The organism is Pseudonocardia sp. TMWB2A (genome assembly GCF_017312135.1).
Map to the genome: position 1 here is coordinate 4,445,510 of NZ_QKQY01000002.1, position 21,563 is coordinate 4,467,072.

Annotated in this window: 21 protein-coding genes; 8 read left to right on the forward strand and 13 right to left on the reverse strand. The window is 73.9% G+C overall.

Annotation, left to right across the window (positions count from 1 at the left end; genetic code table 11):
* Nucleotides 1-44: 44 nt before the first annotated feature.
* Nucleotides 45-920 carry a metallophosphoesterase family protein gene (locus DMP17_RS35340; protein WP_337831817.1) on the reverse strand — a complete coding sequence of 292 codons (876 nt, stop codon included), beginning with the start codon at nucleotides 918-920 and terminating at the stop codon, nucleotides 45-47.
* 122 nt (nucleotides 921-1,042) lie between these two features.
* Between DMP17_RS35340 and DMP17_RS35345 the strand changes: the two genes are divergently transcribed.
* Entirely contained in the window at nucleotides 1,043-2,383 is a 1,341-nt protein-coding gene (locus DMP17_RS35345; protein ID WP_337831818.1) for a cytochrome P450, read from the forward strand.
* Between the two features lie 2 nt (nucleotides 2,384-2,385).
* Here DMP17_RS35345 and DMP17_RS35350 read toward each other — a convergent pair whose 3' ends face one another.
* Nucleotides 2,386-2,871: a DUF6069 family protein gene (locus tag DMP17_RS35350; RefSeq protein ID WP_337831819.1), complete on the reverse strand. Its 486-nt coding sequence runs from the start codon at nucleotides 2,869-2,871 to the stop codon at nucleotides 2,386-2,388.
* A 103-nt stretch (nucleotides 2,872-2,974) separates the two neighbouring features.
* On the reverse strand, nucleotides 2,975-4,048 hold the full coding sequence (locus DMP17_RS35355; RefSeq protein ID WP_226357664.1) for a phosphotransferase family protein: 1,074 nt from the start codon (nucleotides 4,046-4,048) through the stop codon (nucleotides 2,975-2,977).
* A 141-nt stretch (nucleotides 4,049-4,189) separates the two neighbouring features.
* On the opposite strand from DMP17_RS35355, the gene DMP17_RS35360 reads away from it, so the two are divergent.
* On the forward strand, nucleotides 4,190-4,666 hold the full coding sequence (locus tag DMP17_RS35360; protein ID WP_226357665.1) for an SRPBCC family protein: 477 nt from the start codon (nucleotides 4,190-4,192) through the stop codon (nucleotides 4,664-4,666).
* Between the two features lie 30 nt (nucleotides 4,667-4,696).
* On the opposite strand, the gene DMP17_RS35365 is transcribed toward DMP17_RS35360, so the two are convergent.
* The 3 genes from DMP17_RS35365 to DMP17_RS35375 all read right to left on the reverse strand — a co-directional run bounded on the left by DMP17_RS35365 (nucleotide 4,697) and on the right by DMP17_RS35375 (nucleotide 6,669).
* Nucleotides 4,697-5,179, reverse strand: coding sequence for a DUF3037 domain-containing protein (locus tag DMP17_RS35365; protein ID WP_226357666.1), 483 nt, complete (start codon nucleotides 5,177-5,179; stop codon nucleotides 4,697-4,699).
* On the reverse strand, nucleotides 5,176-6,057 hold the full coding sequence (locus DMP17_RS35370; protein WP_226357667.1) for a HipA family kinase: 882 nt from the start codon (nucleotides 6,055-6,057) through the stop codon (nucleotides 5,176-5,178). The genes DMP17_RS35365 and DMP17_RS35370 overlap by 4 nt, the downstream gene beginning before the upstream one ends.
* A 144-nt stretch (nucleotides 6,058-6,201) precedes the next feature.
* Nucleotides 6,202-6,669: a DoxX family protein gene (locus tag DMP17_RS35375; protein ID WP_073574136.1), complete on the reverse strand. Its 468-nt coding sequence runs from the start codon at nucleotides 6,667-6,669 to the stop codon at nucleotides 6,202-6,204.
* 473 nt (nucleotides 6,670-7,142) lie between these two features.
* Between DMP17_RS35375 and pgi the strand changes: the two genes are divergently transcribed.
* Together pgi and DMP17_RS35385 are read left to right on the forward strand one after the other, a co-directional pair.
* Complete coding sequence (gene pgi / locus DMP17_RS35380) at nucleotides 7,143-8,813, forward strand: glucose-6-phosphate isomerase (RefSeq protein ID WP_374228675.1); 1,671 nt, start codon at nucleotides 7,143-7,145, stop codon at nucleotides 8,811-8,813.
* Between the two features lie 47 nt (nucleotides 8,814-8,860).
* The gene (locus DMP17_RS35385) at nucleotides 8,861-9,532 is read left to right on the forward strand and encodes a phosphatase PAP2 family protein (RefSeq protein ID WP_226366143.1); all 672 of its coding nucleotides are present in this window, start codon (nucleotides 8,861-8,863) and stop codon (nucleotides 9,530-9,532) included.
* Between the two features lie 27 nt (nucleotides 9,533-9,559).
* On the opposite strand, the gene DMP17_RS35390 is transcribed toward DMP17_RS35385, so the two are convergent.
* Entirely contained in the window at nucleotides 9,560-10,138 is a 579-nt protein-coding gene (locus tag DMP17_RS35390; protein ID WP_337831820.1) for a hypothetical protein, read from the reverse strand.
* Nucleotides 10,139-10,162: 24 nt separating this feature from the next.
* Nucleotides 10,163-10,969: an Fpg/Nei family DNA glycosylase gene (locus tag DMP17_RS35395; protein ID WP_337831821.1), complete on the reverse strand. Its 807-nt coding sequence runs from the start codon at nucleotides 10,967-10,969 to the stop codon at nucleotides 10,163-10,165.
* Nucleotides 10,970-11,046: 77 nt separating this feature from the next.
* On the opposite strand from DMP17_RS35395, the gene DMP17_RS35400 reads away from it, so the two are divergent.
* Nucleotides 11,047-12,822 (forward strand): NHL domain-containing thioredoxin family protein, encoded by a 1,776-nt coding sequence (locus DMP17_RS35400; RefSeq protein WP_337831822.1) that lies wholly within the window; start codon nucleotides 11,047-11,049, stop codon nucleotides 12,820-12,822.
* Here DMP17_RS35400 and DMP17_RS35405 read toward each other — a convergent pair.
* Nucleotides 12,819-13,457, reverse strand: a complete 639-nt coding sequence (locus DMP17_RS35405; protein ID WP_226358027.1) for a response regulator transcription factor — start codon at nucleotides 13,455-13,457, stop codon at nucleotides 12,819-12,821. The two genes, DMP17_RS35400 and DMP17_RS35405, sit on opposite strands and share 4 nt — an antisense overlap.
* A 20-nt stretch (nucleotides 13,458-13,477) precedes the next feature.
* On the reverse strand, nucleotides 13,478-14,932 hold the full coding sequence (locus DMP17_RS35410; RefSeq protein WP_337831823.1) for a sensor histidine kinase: 1,455 nt from the start codon (nucleotides 14,930-14,932) through the stop codon (nucleotides 13,478-13,480).
* Nucleotides 14,933-15,070: 138 nt separating this feature from the next.
* On the opposite strand from DMP17_RS35410, the gene DMP17_RS35415 reads away from it, so the two are divergent.
* Nucleotides 15,071-16,228: an acyl-CoA dehydrogenase family protein gene (locus DMP17_RS35415; RefSeq protein WP_226357674.1), complete on the forward strand. Its 1,158-nt coding sequence runs from the start codon at nucleotides 15,071-15,073 to the stop codon at nucleotides 16,226-16,228.
* Between the two features lie 36 nt (nucleotides 16,229-16,264).
* Here DMP17_RS35415 and DMP17_RS35420 read toward each other — a convergent pair whose 3' ends face one another.
* On the reverse strand, nucleotides 16,265-16,837 hold the full coding sequence (locus DMP17_RS35420; RefSeq protein WP_337831824.1) for a TetR family transcriptional regulator: 573 nt from the start codon (nucleotides 16,835-16,837) through the stop codon (nucleotides 16,265-16,267).
* A gap of 96 nt (nucleotides 16,838-16,933) precedes the next feature.
* Between DMP17_RS35420 and DMP17_RS35425 the strand changes: the two genes are divergently transcribed.
* Nucleotides 16,934-17,845: an SDR family oxidoreductase gene (locus tag DMP17_RS35425; RefSeq protein WP_337831825.1), complete on the forward strand. Its 912-nt coding sequence runs from the start codon at nucleotides 16,934-16,936 to the stop codon at nucleotides 17,843-17,845.
* 63 nt (nucleotides 17,846-17,908) lie between these two features.
* On the opposite strand, the gene DMP17_RS35430 is transcribed toward DMP17_RS35425, so the two are convergent.
* Complete coding sequence (locus DMP17_RS35430; protein WP_337831826.1) at nucleotides 17,909-18,307, reverse strand: cytochrome c oxidase subunit 4; 399 nt, start codon at nucleotides 18,305-18,307, stop codon at nucleotides 17,909-17,911.
* Between the two features lie 16 nt (nucleotides 18,308-18,323).
* Nucleotides 18,324-19,274 carry an aa3-type cytochrome oxidase subunit II gene (gene ctaC / locus DMP17_RS35435; RefSeq protein WP_226357677.1) on the reverse strand — a complete coding sequence of 317 codons (951 nt, stop codon included), beginning with the start codon at nucleotides 19,272-19,274 and terminating at the stop codon, nucleotides 18,324-18,326.
* A gap of 294 nt (nucleotides 19,275-19,568) precedes the next feature.
* Here ctaC and asnB point away from each other — a divergent pair, with 294 nt between their 5' ends.
* A complete protein-coding gene (gene asnB / locus DMP17_RS35440) occupies nucleotides 19,569-21,515 on the forward strand; it encodes an asparagine synthase (glutamine-hydrolyzing) (RefSeq protein WP_043282739.1) in 1,947 nt (648 codons plus the stop codon).
* The last annotated feature ends 48 nt before the right edge of the window (nucleotides 21,516-21,563 follow it).

Here is a 21,563-nt window from a genome sequence, read left to right on the forward strand (position 1 = left end):
TGTCGACGGACCCCCGAGGCTATAGCAAGGTAAGCCTTACCTAACTATGATGCAGGCAACACCGTGCGCGGCAACAGGTCCGGGAAGTGGCCGCCGACCCGCTCGGAGTGGCGTCGCCACTCCCGCGGGTAGCCCAGCGACACCTCGACGAACGGGACGCCGTCGACGGTGACCGTCCGCGGGATGTGCAGGTGGCCGTGCACGACCACCCGCGCCCGGTAGCGGCGGTGCCAGTCGGCCGTCGCCGTCGTGCCGCACCAGAGCGCGAACTCCGGGTACCAGAGGACGTCGCAGGGCTCGCGGACCAGGGGCCAGTGGTTGACCAGCACCGTCGGCAGGTCCGGGTCGAGCGCGTCGAGGCGGGCCGCCGTCGACGCCACCCGGGCCGCGGACCACTCGGCCCGCGTGGCGTACGGGGCCGGATGGAGCAGGTACTCGTCGGTGCAGACGACACCGGCGGCGTAGGCCGCGGCCAGCCCCTCCTCCGACGTCGTGGTGCCGGCGGGCAGGAACGAGTAGTCGTAGGGCACGAACAGCGACGCCACGACGGCCGGTCCGCCCGGGCCGTCCCACACCGGCCACGCGTCCTCCGGGGTCAGCACCCCGACCTCCCGGCAGCGGCGGACCAGCTCGTCGTAGCGGGCGACGCCGGCGAGCTGCTCGACCGCGTCGGCCCGGGCGTTCTTGGCGCGGGTCCAGAGCTCGTGGTTGCCCGGGGTCCACAGCACCTGCGCGAAACGCTCCCGCAGCACGGCGAGCGTCGCGACGACGCTCTCGATCCGCTCGTCGACGTCACCCGCGACGATCAGCCAGTCCCCGGGGTGTCCCGGGTGCAGCCCCGCGGCGATGTCGGCGTTCTCCGCGTGCCGCACGTGCAGGTCACTGACCGCGAGCAGGCGCGGCTCCCCGACGGCGGTCACCCGCCATTGGTACCCGGTGGGGTCCGGGCCACCGTCCGCCGGGGCCGGAAACGTACCTACCCGCGGTAACTTACTGCTGGTAGCTTCGGAACCGAGCTCGACGACGAGGCGGGGAGGCCGGGATGGCGGCATCGCGGGGCGTACGACGATGGATCCGGTGGGTGCTGCGGCACGGGGCGATGCGGCGGGAGGTGACCCGCCAGGCGGCCAAGGGTGACCTGGGCGCGCACATGATCATCAACCCGGACGCGGTCCGGGACCCGTACCCGGCCTACGAGCAGATCCGTGAGCAGGGCCGGATGGTGCGTTCCGCGCTGACCTGGACCACGGTCGACCACGAGATCACCACCGAGGTGCTGCGCAGTCCCGACTTCTGCGTCGGCCTGCGCATGCCGGAGAACGCGCCCGGCCTGCTGCGCGCGCTGCTCGCCGCGGGCGGGACCTGGCCGCTCGGGCCGGCCGAGCCGCCGTCGCTGCTGTCGATCGACCCGCCGGACCACAACCGGGTCCGCAAGCTGGTCACCCGCTCGTTCAGCGCCAAGGCGATCTCGTCGCTGCGCGGGCGCACCGAGGAGGTCGCCGCACAGCTGCTCGCCGACCTGGAGGCCCGCACCGGCGCCGACCGGCGGGCCGACGTCATCTCCGGCTACGCCTCACTGCTGCCCGCGACCGTCATCGTCGAGATGCTCGGGGCGCCGGTGGAGATGCGGGAGAAGTTCCTCGAGTGGGGCGAGGGCGGCGCCTACTCCCTCGACATGGGCCTGGACTACGCGACGTTCCGCCGCACCGAGCGCGACATCGATGCCCTCACCGACTGGATGACCGGGCACTTCGAGCGGCTGCGCCGCGAGCCCAACGACTCCATCCTGTCCTCGCTGGTCGCCGCCTACGACCAGGAGGAGGGCCGGCTCACCCACGACGAGCTGCTGTCGCTGGCGATGCTGCTGCTCGCCGCCGGGTTCGAGACGACGGTCAACCTCATCGGCAACGGCACCCGACTGCTGCTGACCCACCCCGACGAGCTCGCCCGGCTGCAGGCCGACCCGGCGCTGTGGCCGAACGCCGTCGACGAGGTCCTGCGCTACGACTCCCCCGTCCAGCGCACCGGGCGCGTCGCCGCGCGCGACACCGAGGTGTGCGGGTTCCCGGTCAAGCGGGGCGCGCTGGTGCTCACCCACCTCGGCGGCGCGAACCGCGACCCGGACGTGTTCCCCGACCCCGCCCGGTTCGACGTCGGGCGCGCGGGCGCGGACCGGCACGTGGCGTTCAGCCAGGGGATCCACTACTGCCTGGGTGCGGCGCTGGCGAAGATGGAGGGCGAGGTCGGGCTGCGGGCACTGTTCGACCGCTACCCCGACCTGCGCGCCGACGGCCCGGCCGAGCTGCGCGGGACCCGGGTGCTGCGCGGCTACCGGACGCTGCCGGTCCGCCTGGGCGACGCCCGGGTCCCCGTCGACGCCTGAGCTCAGGCCCGGTTGGTGGCGCTGGTGACCGTCGTCGTCACCAGGCTGATGATCGACATCCCGATCACGAGGTGGATCACCGCGGTGGCGATGCGGACGGTCCAGGGTTGCTCGGTGAGGATCAGCGGGGACACCGCGGCCAGCGCGGTGAGCAGCCCCGCGATCCAGCCGAAGTAGGACATCGGGCTCGGCACCGCGACCAGCAGCAGGTGCGCGAGCCCGGTGGCCGCCAGCCCGGCGGCCGCCGCCCAGATCGCGAGGCTCTGCGCCGCGGCCCAGCCGTCGAGCGGCTCGGAGACGGCCGGGGCCAGGTACGGGATCTGCAGCAGGACCTGCAGGATCAGCAGCCCCACCAGGGCGATCAACGCGGCGATCACCGCCGTCGCCACACCGCCGGCCCACAGCCGACCGGGGTTCACCCCGCTGCGGGGACGCGGCCGGGCGGTCTCCCGGCTCATCTCTCGGGTGCGGTCGTCGGCCTCGGACATCGTCGTACTCCCCCGGTCGCGGACGGGCCGTGCGCGGCGTCGGTGTGGCGCGGCGCGACGGGGACCACCCGGGCCCGGGTGATCACCTGTGGTGGGCAGCAGACTACGCCCCGCGAGGACGCCCCGTCGGCCCGCGCCGCAACGCGGCGAGCGCGGCCTCCGCGTCGGCGACCACGCGCTCACGACGGCGCTCCAGGGCCTCCCCGGACTCGGCGTCCGAGCCCATGTTGCCCTGGGCGTAGCGCGTCCAGACCCCGGTCCCGATGCAGGCACAGCGCCAGTGCGCGAACGCCACCCAGTACGGCAGCTGGTCCAGCGCGCGCCCGGAGCGCTCGGCGTAGCGGGTGGCGACGAGGTCGCGGTCGGGCCAGCCGGGCGCCGCGGTCGGGCCGCTGGTGATCGCGGGCAGCGTGTCGCCCGGACGCTCCCAGGACGCCAGCAGCCACCCCAGGTCGGCCAGCGGCTCTCCCAGGGCCGCGAGCTCCCAGTCGAAGACGCCGGTGATCCGGCCGCCGCGGAACGACAGGTTCCCCGGCCGGAAGTCGCCGTGCGCGATCCGCGGCCCGCCGGCCGGCTCCGGCGGCATCGCCTCGACCAGCGCGGCGTGTGCGGCGTCGAGCGCGGCGAGGTCGGTGAACGCGCCCGCGTGCGCCTGCCGGTGCCAGCGGCGCAGCTGCCGTTCCAGGTAGCGGCCGGGCCGCTGCAGGTCGCCGAGCCCCACCTCGGCCGGGTCGACGGCGTGCAGCGCCGCGAGCACCTCGGCGGTGTCGAGACCACAGGCCCGCCGCTCCGGTTCCGGGACGGCCTCGCCCGCGGCACGGTCCCCCGGTACCACCCCGTCCACCCAGCCCATCAGGTAGAAGCCGGCGCCCAGCACCGCGGTGTCCGCGCACAGGGCGACCGGCTCCGGCACCGGGACCGCGGTGCCGGCCAGCGCGGTCAGGAAGCGCCACTCCCGGCCCATGTCGTGCGCGGTGGCGAGCACACCCCCGGTCGGCGGGCGGCGCAGCGCGTACGGCGTGCCGCGGGCGTCGGTGACCCGGAAGGTCAGGTTGGAGTGCCCGCCGGAGATCCGCTCCACGGCCACCGGGCCGTCGCCGAGCTCGACCTGCGGCACCTCGGCGGCCAGCCAGCGGGTCAGGGCGACCGGGTCCACCCCGTCGTGTGCGTCGGTCATCCCCCGATGCAACATGATCGCCCCCCGCGCCGACCACCCCCGTTTCGGGCGCGACGATTGCGGGCACCTCTCCCCTGATCATGACCGGTCGCGTCCGGCGCACCCCGGCGCCGTCGACGACGACCGGTGGGAGAGGAACCCGTGAGCGACCAGATCACCGTCACCCGCACCGTGTCCGCCACCCCGCAGCAGCTGTTCGCGCTGCTGTCGACCCCCACCCGGCACCAGGAGATAGACGGCGCCGACATGCTGCGGGGCGTCGAGGGCTCGACGGAGATCAGCGGTGTCGGCGACGAGTTCGTGATGAACATGCACAACGGCGACCTCGGCGACTACCAGATGAAGAACACCGTCACGTCCTTCGAGAAGGACCGCGTGATCGGCTGGGCGCCGTCGCTGCACCCGATCGACGCGAAGAAGGACACGATCGGCGACGTCCGCGCCGAGGGCCACACCTACACCTGGCACCTCGCGCCCGAGGGCGACGGCACGACGGTCACCCAGGTCTACGACTGGAGCGGCGTGCAGGACCAGGACTTCCGCGGCTTCTTCCCGATGCTCAGCGAGGACCAGCTCGCGGACTCGATCGAGAAGGCCGGACGGGCCGCCTCCTCCTGAGACCGTCCACACCCGACGGCGCCGCACCGGTCACCGGGCGGCGCCGTCGTGCGTTCCGGGGGCACCGGCCGGAGCCGTGTCCTGCGACAGCGGCAGCACGAGCCGGGCCAGCAGCCGTTCGGCCTCCGCGGCCGGGTCCGCGGTGAGTCCGGTGTGGACCGGGCCGGGGCACACGATGGTGCTGCGCGCGGTGGTGAGACGCCGGAAGCGGCGTCCGATGTCCTCCCCCGCGCCGGGCCCGCGGGCGGCCAGCGCGCCGGTGGCGTGCCGGTCCGAGCGCGGCGGCTCGGGCACCGCGGCCACCGCGGCCACGGTCGCCAGCAGCTCGTCGACGGCGTCGGCGTCGGCGGCCGGGTCGAGCGCGGCCAGCCGGGCGCGGTCGAGGTGGACCCGCACCGCGAGGACGTCGCGGGCCCGGCAGTGCAGCAGCACCCCGGCGTTCATCGACTCCCCGCGCTCCACCCGCGGCACGACCCGCAGCAGCGCATACTCGTAGGCGACGAGGCCGCTCACCGGCCCTCACCGCCGCCGACTCCGCCGATCCGCAGCCAGGGCGGACGGCGTGGGGCACGGTCGACCGGCCGCGGCCTGCCCGCCGCCACCGTCGCGGCGACGCCCGGCAGCCAGTCCCCGCGCGCCGCGACCCGGGCCGCGAGCGCCTGCACGTAGGCGGCGCGCACGGCGTCGGGGGCCCCGACGCCGTCGACGTCGGCGATCCACTCGTCGGGGACCAGCGCCAGCACCCCCTCGAGCAGGTCCGGGGTGACCAGCGGGGCGAGTGCGGTGTCCGCGGCGTCGAGGTCGGGGTGGGCGCCGAGCAGCACGTGGTCACCGGCGTCGAACGGGCGGTGGGCGAACCGCGGCGCGGCCGACCAGTCGTGGGCGAAGGTGAGCGTCGCGCCGTGGTCGATCAGGTAGGGCCTGCGGTGCCAGAGCAGCATGTTCGAGTTGCGCCAGGAACGGTCGACGTTGCCGACGAGCGCGTCGAACCAGAGCACCCGGCCGGCGAACCCGGGCCCGACGTCGAACGCGACCGGGTCCAGGTCGAGCGCGCCGGGCAGGAAGTCGACGGCCAGGTTGAGCCCGTCGGAGTTCCGGAGCAGCTCCTGGACCTCCTCGTCGGGCTCGGTGCGCCCGAGCGTCCCGTCGACGACGATCGTCGCGATCCGCGGGACGGGCAGACCCAGCGCGCGGGCGAGCTCCCCGGAGACGATCTCGTTGACCAGCACCGGGCGGCCCTGCCCGGCGCCGGTGAACTTGACCGCGTAGGTGCCGAGGTCGTCGGCCTCCATCAGCCCGGGAAGCGACCCGCCCTCGCGCAGCGGGGTCACGTACCGGATCGCGGTCAGCCGGGGCAGCGCCCGCCCCTCGGTCGTCCGCTCGTGGCTCACCCGCGGAGGTTAGCGCCGGACACGGATGAGGCCCGCACCCCGTGGCGTCGGGGTGCGGGCCGTGGTCGCGCCCGCGGGCGGGCCGGGAGGAGGGTCACCGGCCCGCCCGGCTTCGGGGCGCGCGGGCGGGCCGGGAGGTACGGGTCAGACCGAGACGGTCTGGCGCGGGATCGCCTGGGTCTGCTCCATGCGGCGGGCCGCCTGGCGGGACAGGAGCTCGTCGACGCTGAACCGGCCCGGGCCGGTGGACATCAGGATCAGCGTGGCGCAGATGATCGTGCCGACGAGCGCCCAGCCGTTGTCGGCCATGAACAGGCCGTTCTTGCCGTGGACGAACCAGATCGCGCCGGCCATCACGAAGGTCATCATCGCGCCGGGCAGGACCATGCGGACGCCGAGGGCGACCGAGAGGGAGAACACGAGCTCGACCACGATCGTGAACGAGGCCGCGCCGATGGCCAGCGGGATGCCGAACTTCGCGAACACGGCGGCGGTGTCGAAGAGACCGGCGTCGATCTTCTTCCACGAGTGCATGACCATGATGTAGGCCAGCAGCAGGCGGGCGACGAGCAGCGCGACGTCGCGCGGGGTTCCGGTCAGGGAGCGGTACACGGTTCCTCCAGGTACGAGATGGTCACCGCGGGTGAGCTCGTCACCACGGAATGCACAAGACCCTAGAGGCACGAACGCGCTACGCCGCCCGGATCAGCCACACTGCGCGACGAGACGGCCGCAGCACGCGACGAGATGTACGCCACCGCGTGTCACCCGACCGGGGGTCGCTGTGGCCGGTGGCCCACACGGCACGACCGGTCGAGCGGTCGCCCCGATCCCGCGTCGTCGCAGGTCGCGGGCACACAGCGTGTCCCTGCCGGAGCGGGCATCACCCGGACGTCGCAGTGACCGGCGACGCACCCGCCACAGGATCACCGACGGTCGGGGCGGGGTGCAGCCCGGCGATCCGGACAGGCCGCTCGTCCCGCACGAACCTGCGCGCGACGGGCGGTACGCCCGAGCGGCCCAGTGACGCGCCGCCGGGTCGCGCCGTCGCGCTCGGACCCCCGCGCTGCGCAATGATGGCCGTCGTGTCCGACACGAACAGCCACGACATCACGGCGACCACGGAATGGACGGCGCTGACCGAGCACGCGGCGGAGGTCGAGCCGCGGCACCTGCGGTCGCTGTTCGACGACGACCCCGATCGCGCCGGCGCGCTCACCGCCACCGGGGCCGACCTGGTGCTCGACTACTCCAAGCACCGCATCACCCGCGAGACCGTCGGGTTGCTGACGGACCTGGCGCGGGCCGCCGGCCTGCCCGCCCGCACCGAGGCGATGTTCACCGGTGAGCACGTGAACACCTCCGAGGACCGGGCCGTCCTGCACACGGCGCTGCGGCTGCCGCGCGACGCGTCGCTCACCGTCGACGGCCAGGACGTCGTCGCCGACGTGCACGCCGTCCTGGATCGGATGGGCGAGTTCACCGACGCCGTGCGCTCCGGGGCGTGGACCGGGTCCACCGGGGAGCGGATCCGCACGGTGGTCAACATCGGAATCGGCGGCTCCGACCTGGGCCCGGTCATGGCCTACGAGGCGCTGCGCGACTATGCCCAGCGCGACCTCGAGTGCCGGTTCGTGTCCAACATCGACCCGACCGACCTGTACGAGAAGACCCGCGACCTCGCCCCGGCGACCACGCTGTTCGTCGTCTCGTCGAAGACGTTCACCACGCAGGAGACGCTGACCAACGCCCGCAACGCGCGGTCCTGGCTGCTGTCCGGGCTCGGGACCGACGACACCGGGGCCGTCGCGAAGCACTTCGCCGCGGTCTCCACGAACGCGGAGAAGGTGTCGGAGTTCGGCATCTCCACCGACAACATGTTCGGGTTCTGGGACTGGGTCGGCGGCCGCTACTCGCTGGACTCGGCGATCGGGCTGTCGCTGATGTGCGCGATCGGCCGCGAGCACTTCGCGGAGTTCCTCGCCGGCATGCACGCCATGGACGAGCACTTCCGGCGCACCCCGCTCGAGCAGAACCTGCCGGTGATCTCCGGGCTGCTCGGCGTCTGGTACGCGAACTTCTTCGGCGCCGACACCCGTGCGGTGCTGCCGTACTCCCAGTACCTGCACCGGCTGCCCGCCTACCTGCAGCAGCTGACCATGGAGTCCAACGGCAAGTCCGTGCGCGGCGACGGCACCCCGGTCACCACGACCACCGGCGAGATCTTCTGGGGCGAGCCGGGCACCAACGGCCAGCACGCGTTCTACCAGCTGCTGCACCAGGGCACCCGCCTCGTGCCGTGCGACTTCATCGGTTTCGCCCGCCCGCACCACGACCTGCCCGGCGAGGACGCGGCCGACTCCCACGACCTGTTCATGGCGAACCTGTTCGCCCAGTCCGCGGCGCTGGCGTTCGGCAAGACCGCCGCGGAGATCGAGGCCGAGGGCACTCCGGCCGACGTCGTGCCGCACAAGGTGATGCCGGGCAACCGGCCGTCGTCGACGATCCTGGCCGAGAAGCTGACCCCGTCGGTGCTCGGGCAGATCATCGCCTTCTACGAGCACGTCACCTTCGTCGAGGGCACGATCTGGGGCATCGACTCCTTCGACCAGTGGGGCGTCGAGCTCGGCAAGGTCATGGCCAAGCAGTTCGGCCCCGCGCTCCACGGCCCGAACCCGCCGGACGCCGCCGAGGCCGGTCTCGACGCGTCCACCGCCGCGCTGATCGGCCGCTACCGCGCCTGGCGCGGCCGCTGACGCACCTCTCCCGGCGGGCCGTCGTCCCGCCGGGAGAGAATCGGCCGGTGAACGATCCACGGTCGGCCCCGCTGCGGGCCCGCGTCACCGGTCCGGTCGCAGCGGTGCTGCTCGTCCTCGCGGCGGCGCTGCTCGCGCTGGCCGCGACCGGGGTGCTGCAGACCGCGGACACCGCGACCGCTGTCGGGCTGGCCGCGGACCGGGTCCCGGGCGTCACCGTGGTGGCGCTGATCGTCACCGAGATCGGCAACACCGTCGGGAGCACCGCGGTCGGGCTCGTCGGGGGCGCGGTGCTCGCGCTCCGGGGCCGGGCCGCCGCCGGTCTGTGCCTGGCCGCGACGCCGCCCGTCGCCAGCGTGGTGTTCACCGTGCTCAAGCAGCTCATCGACCGGCCGCGGCCGCCCGCGGAGCTGCAGGTCACGTTCATCGCGAACGAGTCGCTGCCGTCCGGGCACGCGACGATGGTCGCCGCCGCGTGGACCGCGCTGGTGCTGGCGCTGTGGCCGGTCCTGCGCTCCCGGGGGCGGACGCTGCTCACCGCGTTCGCCGTGCTGTGGGCGGGTGCCGTCGGGTTCAGCCGCCTCTACCTGGGCGTGCACTGGCTCTCCGACGTGCTCGCCGGGTGGACGCTGGGCGCGGCGCTCGCGTTCACCGGGGTGACGGTGCTGTCGCTGGTGCTCGCAAGGCGGACCCGGCGACCCGACACCGCCGCGGCCTGACCCGGCCGGGCCCCGTCCGGGCGCCGGTCAGCCCGCGGGGTCCCCGTCCGGCGTCCCGGCGCCGGTCAGGTCGCCGGTGATGCGCGTGGCCCGCTCCCCCGCCGCGGCGAGGGTGCGGGCGTGGTCGTGCCAGGCACCGATGTCGTCGCGCAGCCACGCCGCGCGCAGTGCCTCGGTCGCCGTCGTCCACTGCCGCAGCAGCGCGACCCCCTCCGCGGCACCGCCTGCCCTCCGGTGGGTGCGCAGCGCACCGGTCATCGCGAGCACGGCACGCATCGCGGTCGCGACCTTCCCGGTGATCTCGATCGGCACCGGGAGCCCCGCCGTGGCGTGCGCGACGGCGGCGGCGCGGGTCAGCAGCAGCACCGCGGCCACGACCCCGACCAGCACGACGACGGCCGCCACCCAGTACGCCGCCCCCGCCACTGGGGTGAACGCGAGCACCAGCACGACGAGCAGCAGCACCGGGACGCCCCACCGGGCACCGCGGGCGGTCCGCACCAGGGTATGGGCGCGGCGCTGGGCCGCGGGGTCGGGTGGGGTGTCGTCGGCGCGCACGAGGCCGCGGTCGAGGTAGAGCAGAGCGGTGTCGGACGCGTCCGGCATGGGGTGATTGTGCACGGCCCCCGGTCAGACCTGCTCCTGTGGGCACCACCAGGTCGACCGCCCGCCGACGGTCCCGTGCACCATCTCCGCGCCGCAGCGCGGGCAGTGCCCGCCCGGGTGCCGGTGCTCGATGACCTCACCGGTGTGCACGCCACCGTTCGCGATGGCCCGCTCCAGCGCGCGGTCGAGGTTGCGGTGCAGCCGGTCCAGGTCGGTGCGGGTCAGGTCACGCACCGGGACCTTCGGCGAGATCCGCGCCTGCCACAGCGTCTCGTCGGCCAGCAGGTTCCCGACGCCGGCCAGCACGGACTGGTCGAGCAGCCGGGCCTTCACCGCCGACGTGCCGCGCAGCAGCCGGTCGCGGAACTCGGCCGGCTTCATGCCCTCCGCGTCGGGGCCGAGACCGGACAGGTCGGGGTCGAGCCGGACCCGGCCGAGACGGCGCTTGTCGAACAGCCGGAACTGCCCGCCGTCGTCGAAGGTCATGGTGAACCGGTCCCACTCGGCCTTGCGCGGCTGCCGGTCGGGGCGGGCGGGGCCGCCGCCGACGCGCTCTCCGTCGGAGTTGGTGACGACGATCCGTCCGCCCATCCCGAGGTGCACGCCGAGCGCGGGCCCGGCCTCGCCGTCGGCGGTCTCGGTGTCGCACCACATGGTCTTGCCGATCCGGTTCGCCCGGGTGAGCCGCCCGCCCTTCAACGCCGAGGCGATGTCACCGGGCCGGTGCGGGCGGCAGACCCAGTCGTCGCGGTCGTCGACGGCGGTGATCGTGCGGCCGACGGCCTCGGCGAGGACCGTGCGTGCGTTCTCCACCTCGGGCAGCTCGGGCATGACGATCAGTGTGGCGTGGTCGGGGAACACCCGCGCGCCGGTCCGTCGTTGGGGCCGGTGTGACTGCTGGTGAACGGATGAAGGTGCGGGCGCCCGAGCTGCGCGGACGGCGGTGGCTCAACACCGGCGGCGAGGACGTGACCCTCGCCGAGCTGCGCGGGCGGATCGTGGTGCTCGACTTCTGGACGTTCTGCTGCGTCAACTGCCTGCACGCGCTCGACGAGCTGCGGCCCCTGGAAGCCGAGTTCGGTGACGTCCTGACGATCATCGGGGTGCACTCGCCGAAGTTCCTGCACGAGGCGGACCCGGCCGCGGTCGAGGCCGCCGTGGAGCGCTACGACGTCACCCACCCCGTCCTCGACGACCCCGAGCTCACCACCTGGGACGCCTACGCCGCCCGCGCCTGGCCGACCCTGGCCGTCATCGACCCGGACGGGTTCGTCGTCGCCCGGATGGCGGGCGAGGGCCACGGCCCCGGGCTGGCCGCGCTGGTCCGGGAGCTGGTCGACACGCACGGAGACCGGCTGCGTCGCGGGGACGACCCGTACGTCCCGCCGCCCGCGCCGGGCACCGCGCTGCGGTTCCCCGGCAAGCTCGTCGCGCTGCCCGGCGGCACGTTCCTGGTGTCCGACACCGCCCACCACCAGCTCGTCGAGCTGGAGCCCGACCTGGAGACCGAGGTGCGCCGGATCGGGTCCGGGGAGCGCGGGCTCACCGACGGCGCGGCGGCGACGGCGCGGTTCTCCGAGCCGCAGGGGCTGCTGGTCCTCCCCTCCCGCGACGCCGTGCTGGTCGCCGACACCGTCAACCACGCGGTCCGGCGGGTCGACCTGGCCGACGGCACCGTGTCCACCCTGGCCGGGACCGGTGAGCAGCTGCGCGAGCGGGTCGCGGTCGGTGCCGCGTCGGCGCTGCTGTCCTCGCCGTGGGACCTGGCGTGGTGGGGCGGGACGGTCGTCGTCGCGATGGCGGGACCGCACCAGCTGTGGACCCTCGACCCCGCCACCGGCGAGGCCCGGGTGCTGGCCGGGACCACCAACGAGGGGCTGCGCGACGGCGCGTTCGACGAGGCGTTCTTCGCCCAGCCGTCCGGGCTGGCGGCCGGCCCCGACGGGACGCTGTGGGTCGCCGACTCCGAGATCTCCGCGCTGCGCCGGGTCGGCGACGGCCCCGGCGCCGCGGTCGCGACGGCCGTCGGGCAGGGGCTGTTCGAGTTCGGGCACCGCGACGGCCCGGCCGCGCAGGCGCTGCTGCAGCACCCGCTCGGGGTAACCGTGCTGCCCGACGGCTCGGTCGCCGTCGCCGACACCTACAACGGCGCCGTGCGCCGGTTCGACCCGGCGACGAACCTGGTCTCGACGCTGGCCGAGGGGCTCGCCGAACCGTCGGACCTGCTCGTCGACGGCGAGACGCTGGTCGTCGTCGAGTCCGCGGCGCACCGGCTGGTGCGGCTGCCCGTCCCGGCGGGGTCGCTGGTGTCCGGCGACGCCCACGTCGTCCGGCGGACCCCGACGGCCCTCGCCCCGGACGTGGCGCTGCGGATCGGGTTCGCCCCGCCCACCGGGCAGCACCTCGACGACCGGTACGGCGACCCGACGTCGCTGACCGTGGCGGCCGACCCGCCGTCGCTGCTGCTCTCCGGCGGGGGCACCGCGACCGGGCTGACCCGCGAGCTGCGCCTGGACCCGGGCGTCGGCGCCGGGGTGCTGCAGGTCGCGGTGACCGCGGCGGCCTGCGACGACCCGTCGGACGGGTTCGCCGCCTGCCACCGCTACCAGCAGGACTGGGGCATCCCGGTGACCGTCGACGACGGCGGCCCCGCCGAGCTGGCGCTGGACCTGCGCTCGGTCTAGCCCAGCCAGGCCAGGACCGCCATCACGCGGCGGTGGTCGTCCGACGACGGCGGCAGCCCGAGCTTGGTGAAGATCGAGGAGATGTGCTTCTCCACCGCGCCCTGGGTGATCACCATGAGCCGCCCGATGGCGATGTTGGTGCGGCCCTGGGCCATGAGCTCCAGCACCTCGCGCTCGCGCGGGGACAGCTCGGCCAGGGGGTCGCGCCGGCGGCGCTTGGTGAGCAGCGCGGAGACGACCTCGGGGTCCAGCACGGTGCCGCCCGCGGCGACCCGGCCGAGCGCGTCGGACAGGTCGGCGAGCTTGGACACGCGGTCCTTGAGCAGGTAACCGACCCCGCCGCCGGCCTCCAGCAGGTCGGTGGCGTAGGACTCCTCGACGTACTGGGACAGCACCAGGATCCCGACCGACGGGAACCGCCTGCGGATCTCCAGCGCGGCACGCAGCCCCTCGTCGGTGAACGAGGGCGGCATCCGGACGTCGACGACGGCCACCTCGGGCTGGTGCTCCTCCACCGCGGCGACGAGCGCGGTGCCGTCCCCGACGGCGGCGAGCACCGTCGCGTCCGCCTCCTCCAGCAGCCGGACCAGGCCCTCGCGCAGCAGCACCGAGTCCTCGGCGAGCACCACCCGCATCGTCATGGACCCATCCTGGGTCACGCGTCCCCCAGGCCGGCGACCGGGACCTCCGCGGTCAGGACGGTCGGGCCACCGGGCGGGCTGTCGACCTCCAGGCGTCCCTCGACGATCTCCAGCCGGTCGGCGAGCCCGGCCAGGCCGTGGCCCTTGCCCGGGTGGGCGCCGCCGCGGCCGTCGTCGCGGACGCAGACCCGCAGCAGGGTCTCGTCGACGGTCACGGTGACCGTCACCGCGGTCGCGCCGGCGTGCTTGGCGATATTGGTGAGCGCCTCGGTCACCACGAAGTACGCGGTGTTCTCGACCAGGGCGGGCAGCCGGGCGCCGTCGGCGAGACCGACGTCGAGGTCGACCGGGACCGGGCAGCGCCCCGCGGCCGCCCGCAGCGCCGGGCCGAGCCCGCGGTCGGCGAGGATCGGCGGCGCGATGCCCCGGGACAGCGCGCGCAGCTCCGAGAGCGCCTCGCGGCTCTGCTCCAGGGCCTCGTGCAGCAGCGGGCGGGCGCGCTCGGGGTCGTCGTCGAGGCGCCGGACGGCGGACTCCAGGTCCATGCCGAGCCGCACCAGGCGCTGCTGCGGCCCGTCGTGGATGTCGCGTTCGAGCCGGCGCAGGGTCTGCGCCTCGGCCGCGACGGCCGCCCGGCGGCCGGCGGCCAGCGCCAGTGCGCGGGCCCGCAGCGCGGCGGTCTGGTTGGTGAGCAGGCCGCGGGCGAGCAGCGCACGCATGTCGGTCAGCCAGCGCACGACCGTCGGCAGGGTCATCAGCAGCAGGACGCCGAGCCCGGTGTTGAGCGCGACGTCGCCGAGGGTGGAGTCGATGCCGGTGATCGAGCCGAACAGCGTCCAGTTGTTCGGCCCGCGCGGCAGCGACCACTGCCAGAACACGTAGAACAGCCCGCCCAGGCCGGTGACCGACCACACCAGCGCGACCGCCGCGGTCACCGTCCGCACCGGCAGCGCGGTGACGGCGTGCGCGACGTCGCGCCAGCTCTGCGGGTCGGCCAGGGCCCGGAACAGCCGCCCCATCAGCGAGCGCCCGCGGTTGGGCCGGTAGTGGTGCGGCGGGAGCGGGCCGCCGGTCGCGGCCTCGGTGGCCCGGCGCTCCAGCTCGGCGAACCCGCGCGCCGCGGCCAGCAGCCCGACGGTGATCGGCAGCCCGATCCAGATCACGAACGTCCCCGCGCCCAGCACCAGCCCGACCAGGACCACGACCCCGCTGACGACCGCCAGCGGCAGCCCGGTCAGCAGGTAGGCCATCTGGGCGCCGAGCCGGGTGCGCCCCGGCCACGACGACGGCCAGCCCGGCGGGTGCGGCAGGTGCAGGCCCCCGTCGCGCAGCAGGTACTCGCGCAGCGCCCCGTTGCCCCAGCCCTCCAGCGCGCGGACCAGGTGCGGGTCCAGCGGGCTGCCGCCCGGCTCGTCGGGGGCGGGGCGGGGGCGGGTGGCGACGTCGCGGTCGGCCGGCTCCTCGGACATGCGGTCCTCCTGCTCGGCGCGGCACGGGTGCACCCCGAGGATAGGCGGTGACGAACACCCCGCCGGGGTCGCGTGGGACGGGGCGACATGGTGAGCTACCCCTCGGTAACAGACGCGACGACGCGAGAAGGTGTGCCCGTGGACCCCGCCGACCTCATCGACGTCCTGGACTCCGTCCGTGACTTCATCCGCACCGAGGTGGTGCCGCAGGAGGAGCGGATCGACGCCGAGGACGCCGTCCCCGAGCGCATCGTCGCCCAGTGCAAGGAGATGGGCCTCTACGGCTTCACCATCCCCGAGCAGTACGGCGGCCTCGGCCTGACCGCCTCGCAGGAGGTCCGGCTCGCGTTCGAGCTGGGCTGGACGACCCCCGCGCTGCGCTCGCTGTTCGGCACCAACAACGGCATCGCCGGGCACGTGCTGCTGGAGGGCGGCACCGAGGAGCAGAAGAAGCAGTGGCTGCCCCGGCTGGCCTCCGGCGAGGTCACCGCCTCGTTCGGACTGACCGAGGCCGACGCGGGCTCCGACCCCTCCTCGCTCACCACCCGGGCCGTCCGCGACGGCGACGGCTGGGTCCTCAACGGCTCGAAGCGCTACATCACCAACTCCCCCGTCGCCGATGTGATCATGGTGTTCGCGCGGACCGACCCGGACGCCCCCGGCAACCGCGGCATCTCGACCTTCCTCGTCCCGAAGGGCACCCCCGGCCTCTCGGTCGGGCCGAAGGACCACAAGATGGGCCAGTTCGGCGCCTGGACCGCCGACGTGTACCTCGACGACGTCCGCGTCCCGTTCGAGAACGTCGTCGGCGGCGAGGAGGGCATCGACAAGGGCTTCCTCGTCGCCGCGAAGTGCCTCGCCCACGGCCGGCTGCACATCGGCGCGGTCTGCGTCGGGATGGCCGACCGGCTGGTCCACGAGACCGTCGAGTTCGCCAGGACCCGCGAACAGGGCGGCAAGCCGATCGCCCGGTTCCAGCTGGTCCAGGGCCTGGTCGCGGACTCGGTGACCGACGCCCGCGCGGGCCGCGGCCTGGTCCTCGACGCCGCCCGCAGCTTCGACGACGGCACCGACATGGTCTCCGGGCCCGCCGCCGCGAAGTACTTCTGCTCGGAGATGGTGGGCAGGGTCGCCGACCGCGCGGTGCAGGTGCACGGCGGGGCGGGCTACATGCGCGGCGTCGCAGTCGAGCGGTTCTACCGCGACGCCCGGCTCTTCCGGATCTACGAGGGCACCAGCCAGATCCAGCAGGTCATCATCGCCCGCGACGCGCTCGGCCGCGCCGCCCGGGGCTGACCGCACCCCGGCGGTCCGGCCCGGCCGTACCGCCGGTCATCCCCCGGCGACCACGCCCCGCAGCGCGGCGGCCACCGTGCGGACCTCGGCCGCGAGGTCCCCCTCCTCCTCGGCGGAGACCCAGCGCGCGAACGCCGTGCGGAACACCGCCGCGCCCGCCTCGGCCGCCACGGTCGCCGCGGGGTCGGCCACACCGCGGGCGCGCAGACCGTCGGTGAGCACGCCCACGACGGACTCCATCTTCACCAGCTCCCGTTCGCGCAGCGACGCGTTCGCCGCGAGCACCCCCCGCCGGCGCCGCGCGAACGCCCACCGCCCCTCGAACGTGGCCGCGACGTGCTCGAGGGCACCGGTCAGCGCCCGTTCCGGCGGCAGGTCCGGGTCCGCCGCGGCCAGTCCCGCGGCGAACAGCGACACGAACGACTCCCCGGAGTCGCCGCCGAACAGCACCTCGCGCTTGTCGGCGAAGTGCCGGAAGAAGGTCCGCTTGGTGACCCCGGCCCGGGACGCGATGTCCTCCACCGTCGTGCCGTCGAAGCCGTGCTCCTCGAACAGGTCCAGCGCCGCTCCGCGCAGCCGCCCGGCGGCGTCCGGCTCCCATCTGCCCATGCCCCGAGCCTACGTGACGACACCTGGTGTCATCGCGGTGTACGGTGATGGCACCAGATGACATCACCGGTCATCACGGTCACACGGAGGCACCTCATGCGCATCCTCGTCACCGGGGCGACGGGCTGGATCGGCTCCGCCCTCGTCCCCGAGCTCCTCGGCGCGGGCCACCGGGTCGTCGGGCTGGCCCGTTCCGACGCCGGCGCGACCGCCCTCGACACTGCAGGGGCCGAGGTCGTCCGCGGCGACCTGGACGACCTCGACCTGCTGTCGACCACGGCGTCGCAGGTCGACGGCGTCGTCCACCTCGCCTTCAAGCACGACCTGGCCTTCGGCGGCGACTTCCCGGCCGCGGTCGCGGCGGACCGCGCGGCCGTCGCGGCGCTGGCCGCGCCGCTGCGGGGCACCGACCGCCCGCTCGTCATCGCCTCCGGGCTCGCCGGGCACGGCTCCGGCGCCCCGGTCGACGAGGACGACCTGCCCGCCACCGACAGCCCCGCGGCGGGCCGGATGCTCACCGAGCGGGAGGTCCTCGACCTGGCGGCGGCGGGCGTGCGCTCGGCGAGCGTCCGGCTGGCCCCGACCGTGCACGGCGCGGGCGACACCGGCTTCGTGTCCGTGCTCGTCGACACCGCCCGGCGGACCGGGGTCAGCGGCCACGTCGGCGACGGGGGCAACCACTGGCCCGCCGTGCACGTCGGCGACGCGGCCCGGCTGTTCCGGCTGGCCTGCGAGTCCGCCCCGGCCGGCACGGTGCTGCACGCCGCGGGCGAGCAGGGCGTCCCGATGCGCGAGATCGCCGGGGCGATCGGCCGCGGGCTGGGCGTGCCGGTGCAGGAGGTCCCGAGCGAGCACTTCGGCTGGCTGGGCGCCTTCGCCGAGCTCGACGTCGTCGCCCGCAGCGACCGGACGCGCGCCCTGCTGGGCTGGCACCCCACCGGGCCCACGCTCGTCGAGGACATCGAGCGGCACTACGTCGGCACCCCCGCCGGGCACGCGAGCGCCTGAGCACCCCGGAACGACGAACGGCCCCACCCCCGGTGACGGGGATGGGGCCGGTTCGCGTGGTGGTCAGTGCGCGGCGGGACCGCGGTGGTACTCGAACACCAGGCCGCCGACGGCGATCAGCACCAGCGTCATGCCGATGACGATCATCCAGGCGTACCAGAAGGCCACACCCAGGGCGGCGAAGGCGGCCGCGGCGGCCAGGCCCAGCGGCCAGTAGCTGCCGGCGGAGAAGAAGCCCACCTCGCCGGCGCCGTCGGACACCTCGGCGTCGGGGTTGTCCTCGGGGCGCTCCTCGAGGCGGCGGGAGACGAACCGGAAGTACGTGCCGACGATCAGCGACAGACCCGCGGTCAGCCACAACGCGGTCACGCCGACGACCTCACCGGCGATGAACATGTACGCCAGCGCGGCCAGGATGAAGAAGCCGGTGACGATCTCGAAGAGCCGGGACTCGATCTTCATGGGTGCGCGTCCTCCCTCAGCCCGTGACCTGCGCGGCCAGCTGGCCGCGGTCGGTCGAGAACGGCTGCGTGCTGATCGCCTCCGGCGCGCACCACTCGCCGCAGTTCAGCGCCTGCAGCGCCTCGCCGGTCGAGTAGGCCTGCCCGGTCTGCGGGTTGGTCTCCTTGCGGAGCTGGATGTACCGGTCGAACAGCGCGGGCTCCAGGGCACGCACCTCGAAGTTCATCTGCGAGTGGTACGTGCCGCACAGCTCGGCGCAGCGACCGACGAACGCACCCTCACGGTCGATCCGGTCGATGATGTAGGTGTTGTCCTGCTCGTTCCGCTCCGGGAACGGGAAGACGTCGCGCTTGAAGAGGAACTCCGGCACGTAGAACGAGTGGATCACGTCGGGCGAGCGCTGCGTGAACTGGATCGACCGGTCGGTCGGGAGGACCATGATCGGGATCGTGTCGCTCGTCCCCAGCGTGCTCACCGGGCGTCCGCCCTGGCCGGCCTCGTCGGGGTAGGAGAACTCCCAGTTCCACTGGAACCCGACGATGTCGACCCGCAGGTCGGCCGGGCCACCCGCGGTCGGGTTCTCCTTGTCGATGTAGTTCTGCACGTTCACCGTGAAGCCGAACAGCACGGCCACGATGACGGTCGGGATCGCCGTGAAGACGAGCTCGACCGGCAGGTTGTACTGCGTCTGGCGCGGCAGCGAGCCGTCGTCGTCCTTGCGCTTCCGGTGCAGGATCATCGCCCAGAACATGGCGCCCCAGGTGATGACACCGACGACCAGCGCCGCGATCGCGGACCAGGTCCACAGGTTGCGCATCGACTCGGCCTCGGGGGTCACCCCCTCGGGCCACCCGAACCGGATGACCTCCTGGACCGAGCAACCGGCCAGAGCCGGAGCCGCCAGCAGGCCGACCACGGCCACCTTCGCCGCCCGGGCGATCCGGGAGCGGCCTTCGGTTCGGGCCACTGCACGCCGCCTTCCTGTCGTCTCCTGCGTACGCCGCACTGCCAGCACGTTCTTCCTTGCTCCGCCGTCACGACACCGCGGTCGAAGGGGATCATGTGCCACCCGTATGGAGCACCGTCTTCGACCTCGCGTAGAGCCTAGACGAACCCCGGTCGGGCCGCGCCCCCCGGGGGTTCCCGGACAGGGCGTGAACGTCGTCACCGCCGCAGGGGAAACAGGCAGTCTCGCAGCGGGAAGACCGTTTCGCACCGGGGCGCGCGAGACCCGTCCGGCTGACTCGGCATACTGACCGGTGTGTGCGGACTGCTGGGATTGCTGACCGCCGGGGCGGACGCCGCGACCCGGGTCGACCCGATCGCCGACGGGCTGCGCTGTGCGCGGCACCGGGGACCCGACGAGAGCGAGACGTGGAACGACCACGACCTCGTCCTCGGGTTCAACCGTTTGTCGATCATCGACGTGGACCATTCCCACCAACCCCTGCACTGGGGGCCGGTGCCGGGCGAGGACACCCGCTACACCATCGTCTTCAACGGCGAGATCTACAACTACCTCGAGCTCCGTGAGGAGCTGATCGAGACCTACGACGCGGCGTTCGCCACCGACGGCGACGGCGAGGTCATCGTCGCGGCGTTCCACTACTGGGGCCCCGACGCCGTGCAGCGCCTGCGCGGCATGTTCGCCTTCGCCATCTGGGACGTCGTGGAGCGCGAGCTGTTCCTGGCCCGCGACCCGTTCGGCATCAAGCCGCTGTTCCTGGCCACCACCCCGGTCGGCACCGCGTTCGCCAGCGAGAAGAAGTCGCTGCTGTCGCTGGCCGGTGAGCTGGAGATCGGGCTGGACCTGGAGCCGGCCGCGCTGCAGCACTACCTGACCCTGCAGTACGTGCCCGAGCCGATGTCGCTGCACCGGATGATCTCGCGCGTCGAGTCCGGCACGCACGTCACCGTGCGCCCCGGCGAGGAGCCGCTGCACCAGCGCTACTTCGCGCCGAAGTTCATCTCGCTGCCCAGCCACGCCCCGGCCAGCGCCGAGGCGGAGGCGATCGTGCACGGCGAGATCGCCGACGTGCTGCGCGACTCGGTCGCCAAGCACATGCGGGCCGACGTGACCGTCGGTGCGTTCCTGTCCGGCGGGATCGACTCCACCGCGATCGCGGCGCTCGCCAAGGAGCACAACCCGAACCTGATCACCTTCACCACCGGGTTCGAGCGCGAGGGCTACTCCGAGGTCGACGTGGCCGCCGAGTCGGCCGCCGCGATCGGCGTGCGGCACGTGGTCCGCACCGTCAAGCCGGACGAGATGATGGAGGCCCTGCCGCTCATCATCTGGTACCTCGACGACCCGGTCGCCGACCCGGCGCTGGTCCCGCTGTGGTTCATCGCCCGCGAGGCCCGTCAGCACGTCAAGGTCGTGCTGTCCGGCGAGGGCGCCGACGAGCTGTTCGGCGGGTACTCGATCTACCGCGAGCCGCTGTCGCTGTCGCCGTTCGAGAAGGTCCCCGGCACGCTCAAGCCGCTCATGCGCCGGGCGTCGCGCAAGATGCCCGAGGGCATGCGGGGCAAGGACCTGTTGCGCCGCGGGTCGCTGTCGATGGAGCAGCGCTACTACGGCAACGCCCGCATCTTCCGCGACGACCAGCTCCACGAGGTCCTGCGCGGCTACGACCCGCGCGTGTCGCACCAGGACGTGACGGCGCCGCACTACTTCGCCAGCCACGACTGGGACCCGGTCGCCCGGATGCAGCACGTGGACCTGTTCACCTGGCTGCGCGGCGACATCCTGGTCAAGGCCGACAAGATGACGATGGCGCACTCGCTGGAGCTGCGGGTGCCGTTCCTCGACCCCGAGGTCTTCGACATCGCCTCGTCGCTGCCGCAGTCGCAGAAGATCACCCACGGCTCGAACGGCACCACGAAGTACGCGCTGCGCCGGGCCTGCGAGGGCATCATCCCGCCGCACGTGCTCAACCGGCCCAAGCTCGGCTTCCCGGTGCCGATCCGGCACTGGCTGCGCGACGAGATGTACGCCTGGGCGCGCGACATCCTGCAGAACTCCGGTGCCGGGCACCTGATCGACCTGCAGGCCGTGCACCGCATGCTCGACGCGCACCGCGAGGGCCCGGTCGACCACTCCCGCCGGATCTGGGCGGTGCTGGTCTTCCTGCTGTGGCACGGGATCTTCGTCGAGAAGCGGATCGTGCCCGAGGTCCCGACCCCGACCTACCCGGTCAAGATCTGAGCGGTCCCCGCACGACGACGGGCCGGCACCCCCGCGGGGGTGCCGGCC

What these genes read in the sequence shown, in the direction of transcription:
- DMP17_RS35345 (WP_337831818.1), top strand. Translation starts at nt 1,043, where the DNA reads ATGGCGGCATCGCGGGGCGTACGACGATGGATCCGGTGGGTGCTGCGG.
- DMP17_RS35350 (WP_337831819.1), bottom strand. Translation starts at nt 2,871, where the DNA reads ATGTCCGAGGCCGACGACCGCACCCGAGAGATGAGCCGGGAGACCGCC.
- DMP17_RS35355 (WP_226357664.1), bottom strand. Translation starts at nt 4,048, where the DNA reads ATGACCGACGCACACGACGGGGTGGACCCGGTCGCCCTGACCCGCTGG.
- DMP17_RS35390 (WP_337831820.1), bottom strand. Translation starts at nt 10,138, where the DNA reads ATGCCGGACGCGTCCGACACCGCTCTGCTCTACCTCGACCGCGGCCTC.
- DMP17_RS35395 (WP_337831821.1), bottom strand. Translation starts at nt 10,969, where the DNA reads ATGCCCGAGCTGCCCGAGGTGGAGAACGCACGCACGGTCCTCGCCGAG.
- DMP17_RS35400 (WP_337831822.1), top strand. Translation starts at nt 11,047, where the DNA reads ATGAAGGTGCGGGCGCCCGAGCTGCGCGGACGGCGGTGGCTCAACACC.
- DMP17_RS35405 (WP_226358027.1), bottom strand. Translation starts at nt 13,457, where the DNA reads ATGCGGGTGGTGCTCGCCGAGGACTCGGTGCTGCTGCGCGAGGGCCTG.
- DMP17_RS35410 (WP_337831823.1), bottom strand. Translation starts at nt 14,932, where the DNA reads ATGTCCGAGGAGCCGGCCGACCGCGACGTCGCCACCCGCCCCCGCCCC.
- DMP17_RS35420 (WP_337831824.1), bottom strand. Translation starts at nt 16,837, where the DNA reads ATGGGCAGATGGGAGCCGGACGCCGCCGGGCGGCTGCGCGGAGCGGCG.
- DMP17_RS35425 (WP_337831825.1), top strand. Translation starts at nt 16,934, where the DNA reads ATGCGCATCCTCGTCACCGGGGCGACGGGCTGGATCGGCTCCGCCCTC.
- DMP17_RS35430 (WP_337831826.1), bottom strand. Translation starts at nt 18,307, where the DNA reads ATGAAGATCGAGTCCCGGCTCTTCGAGATCGTCACCGGCTTCTTCATC.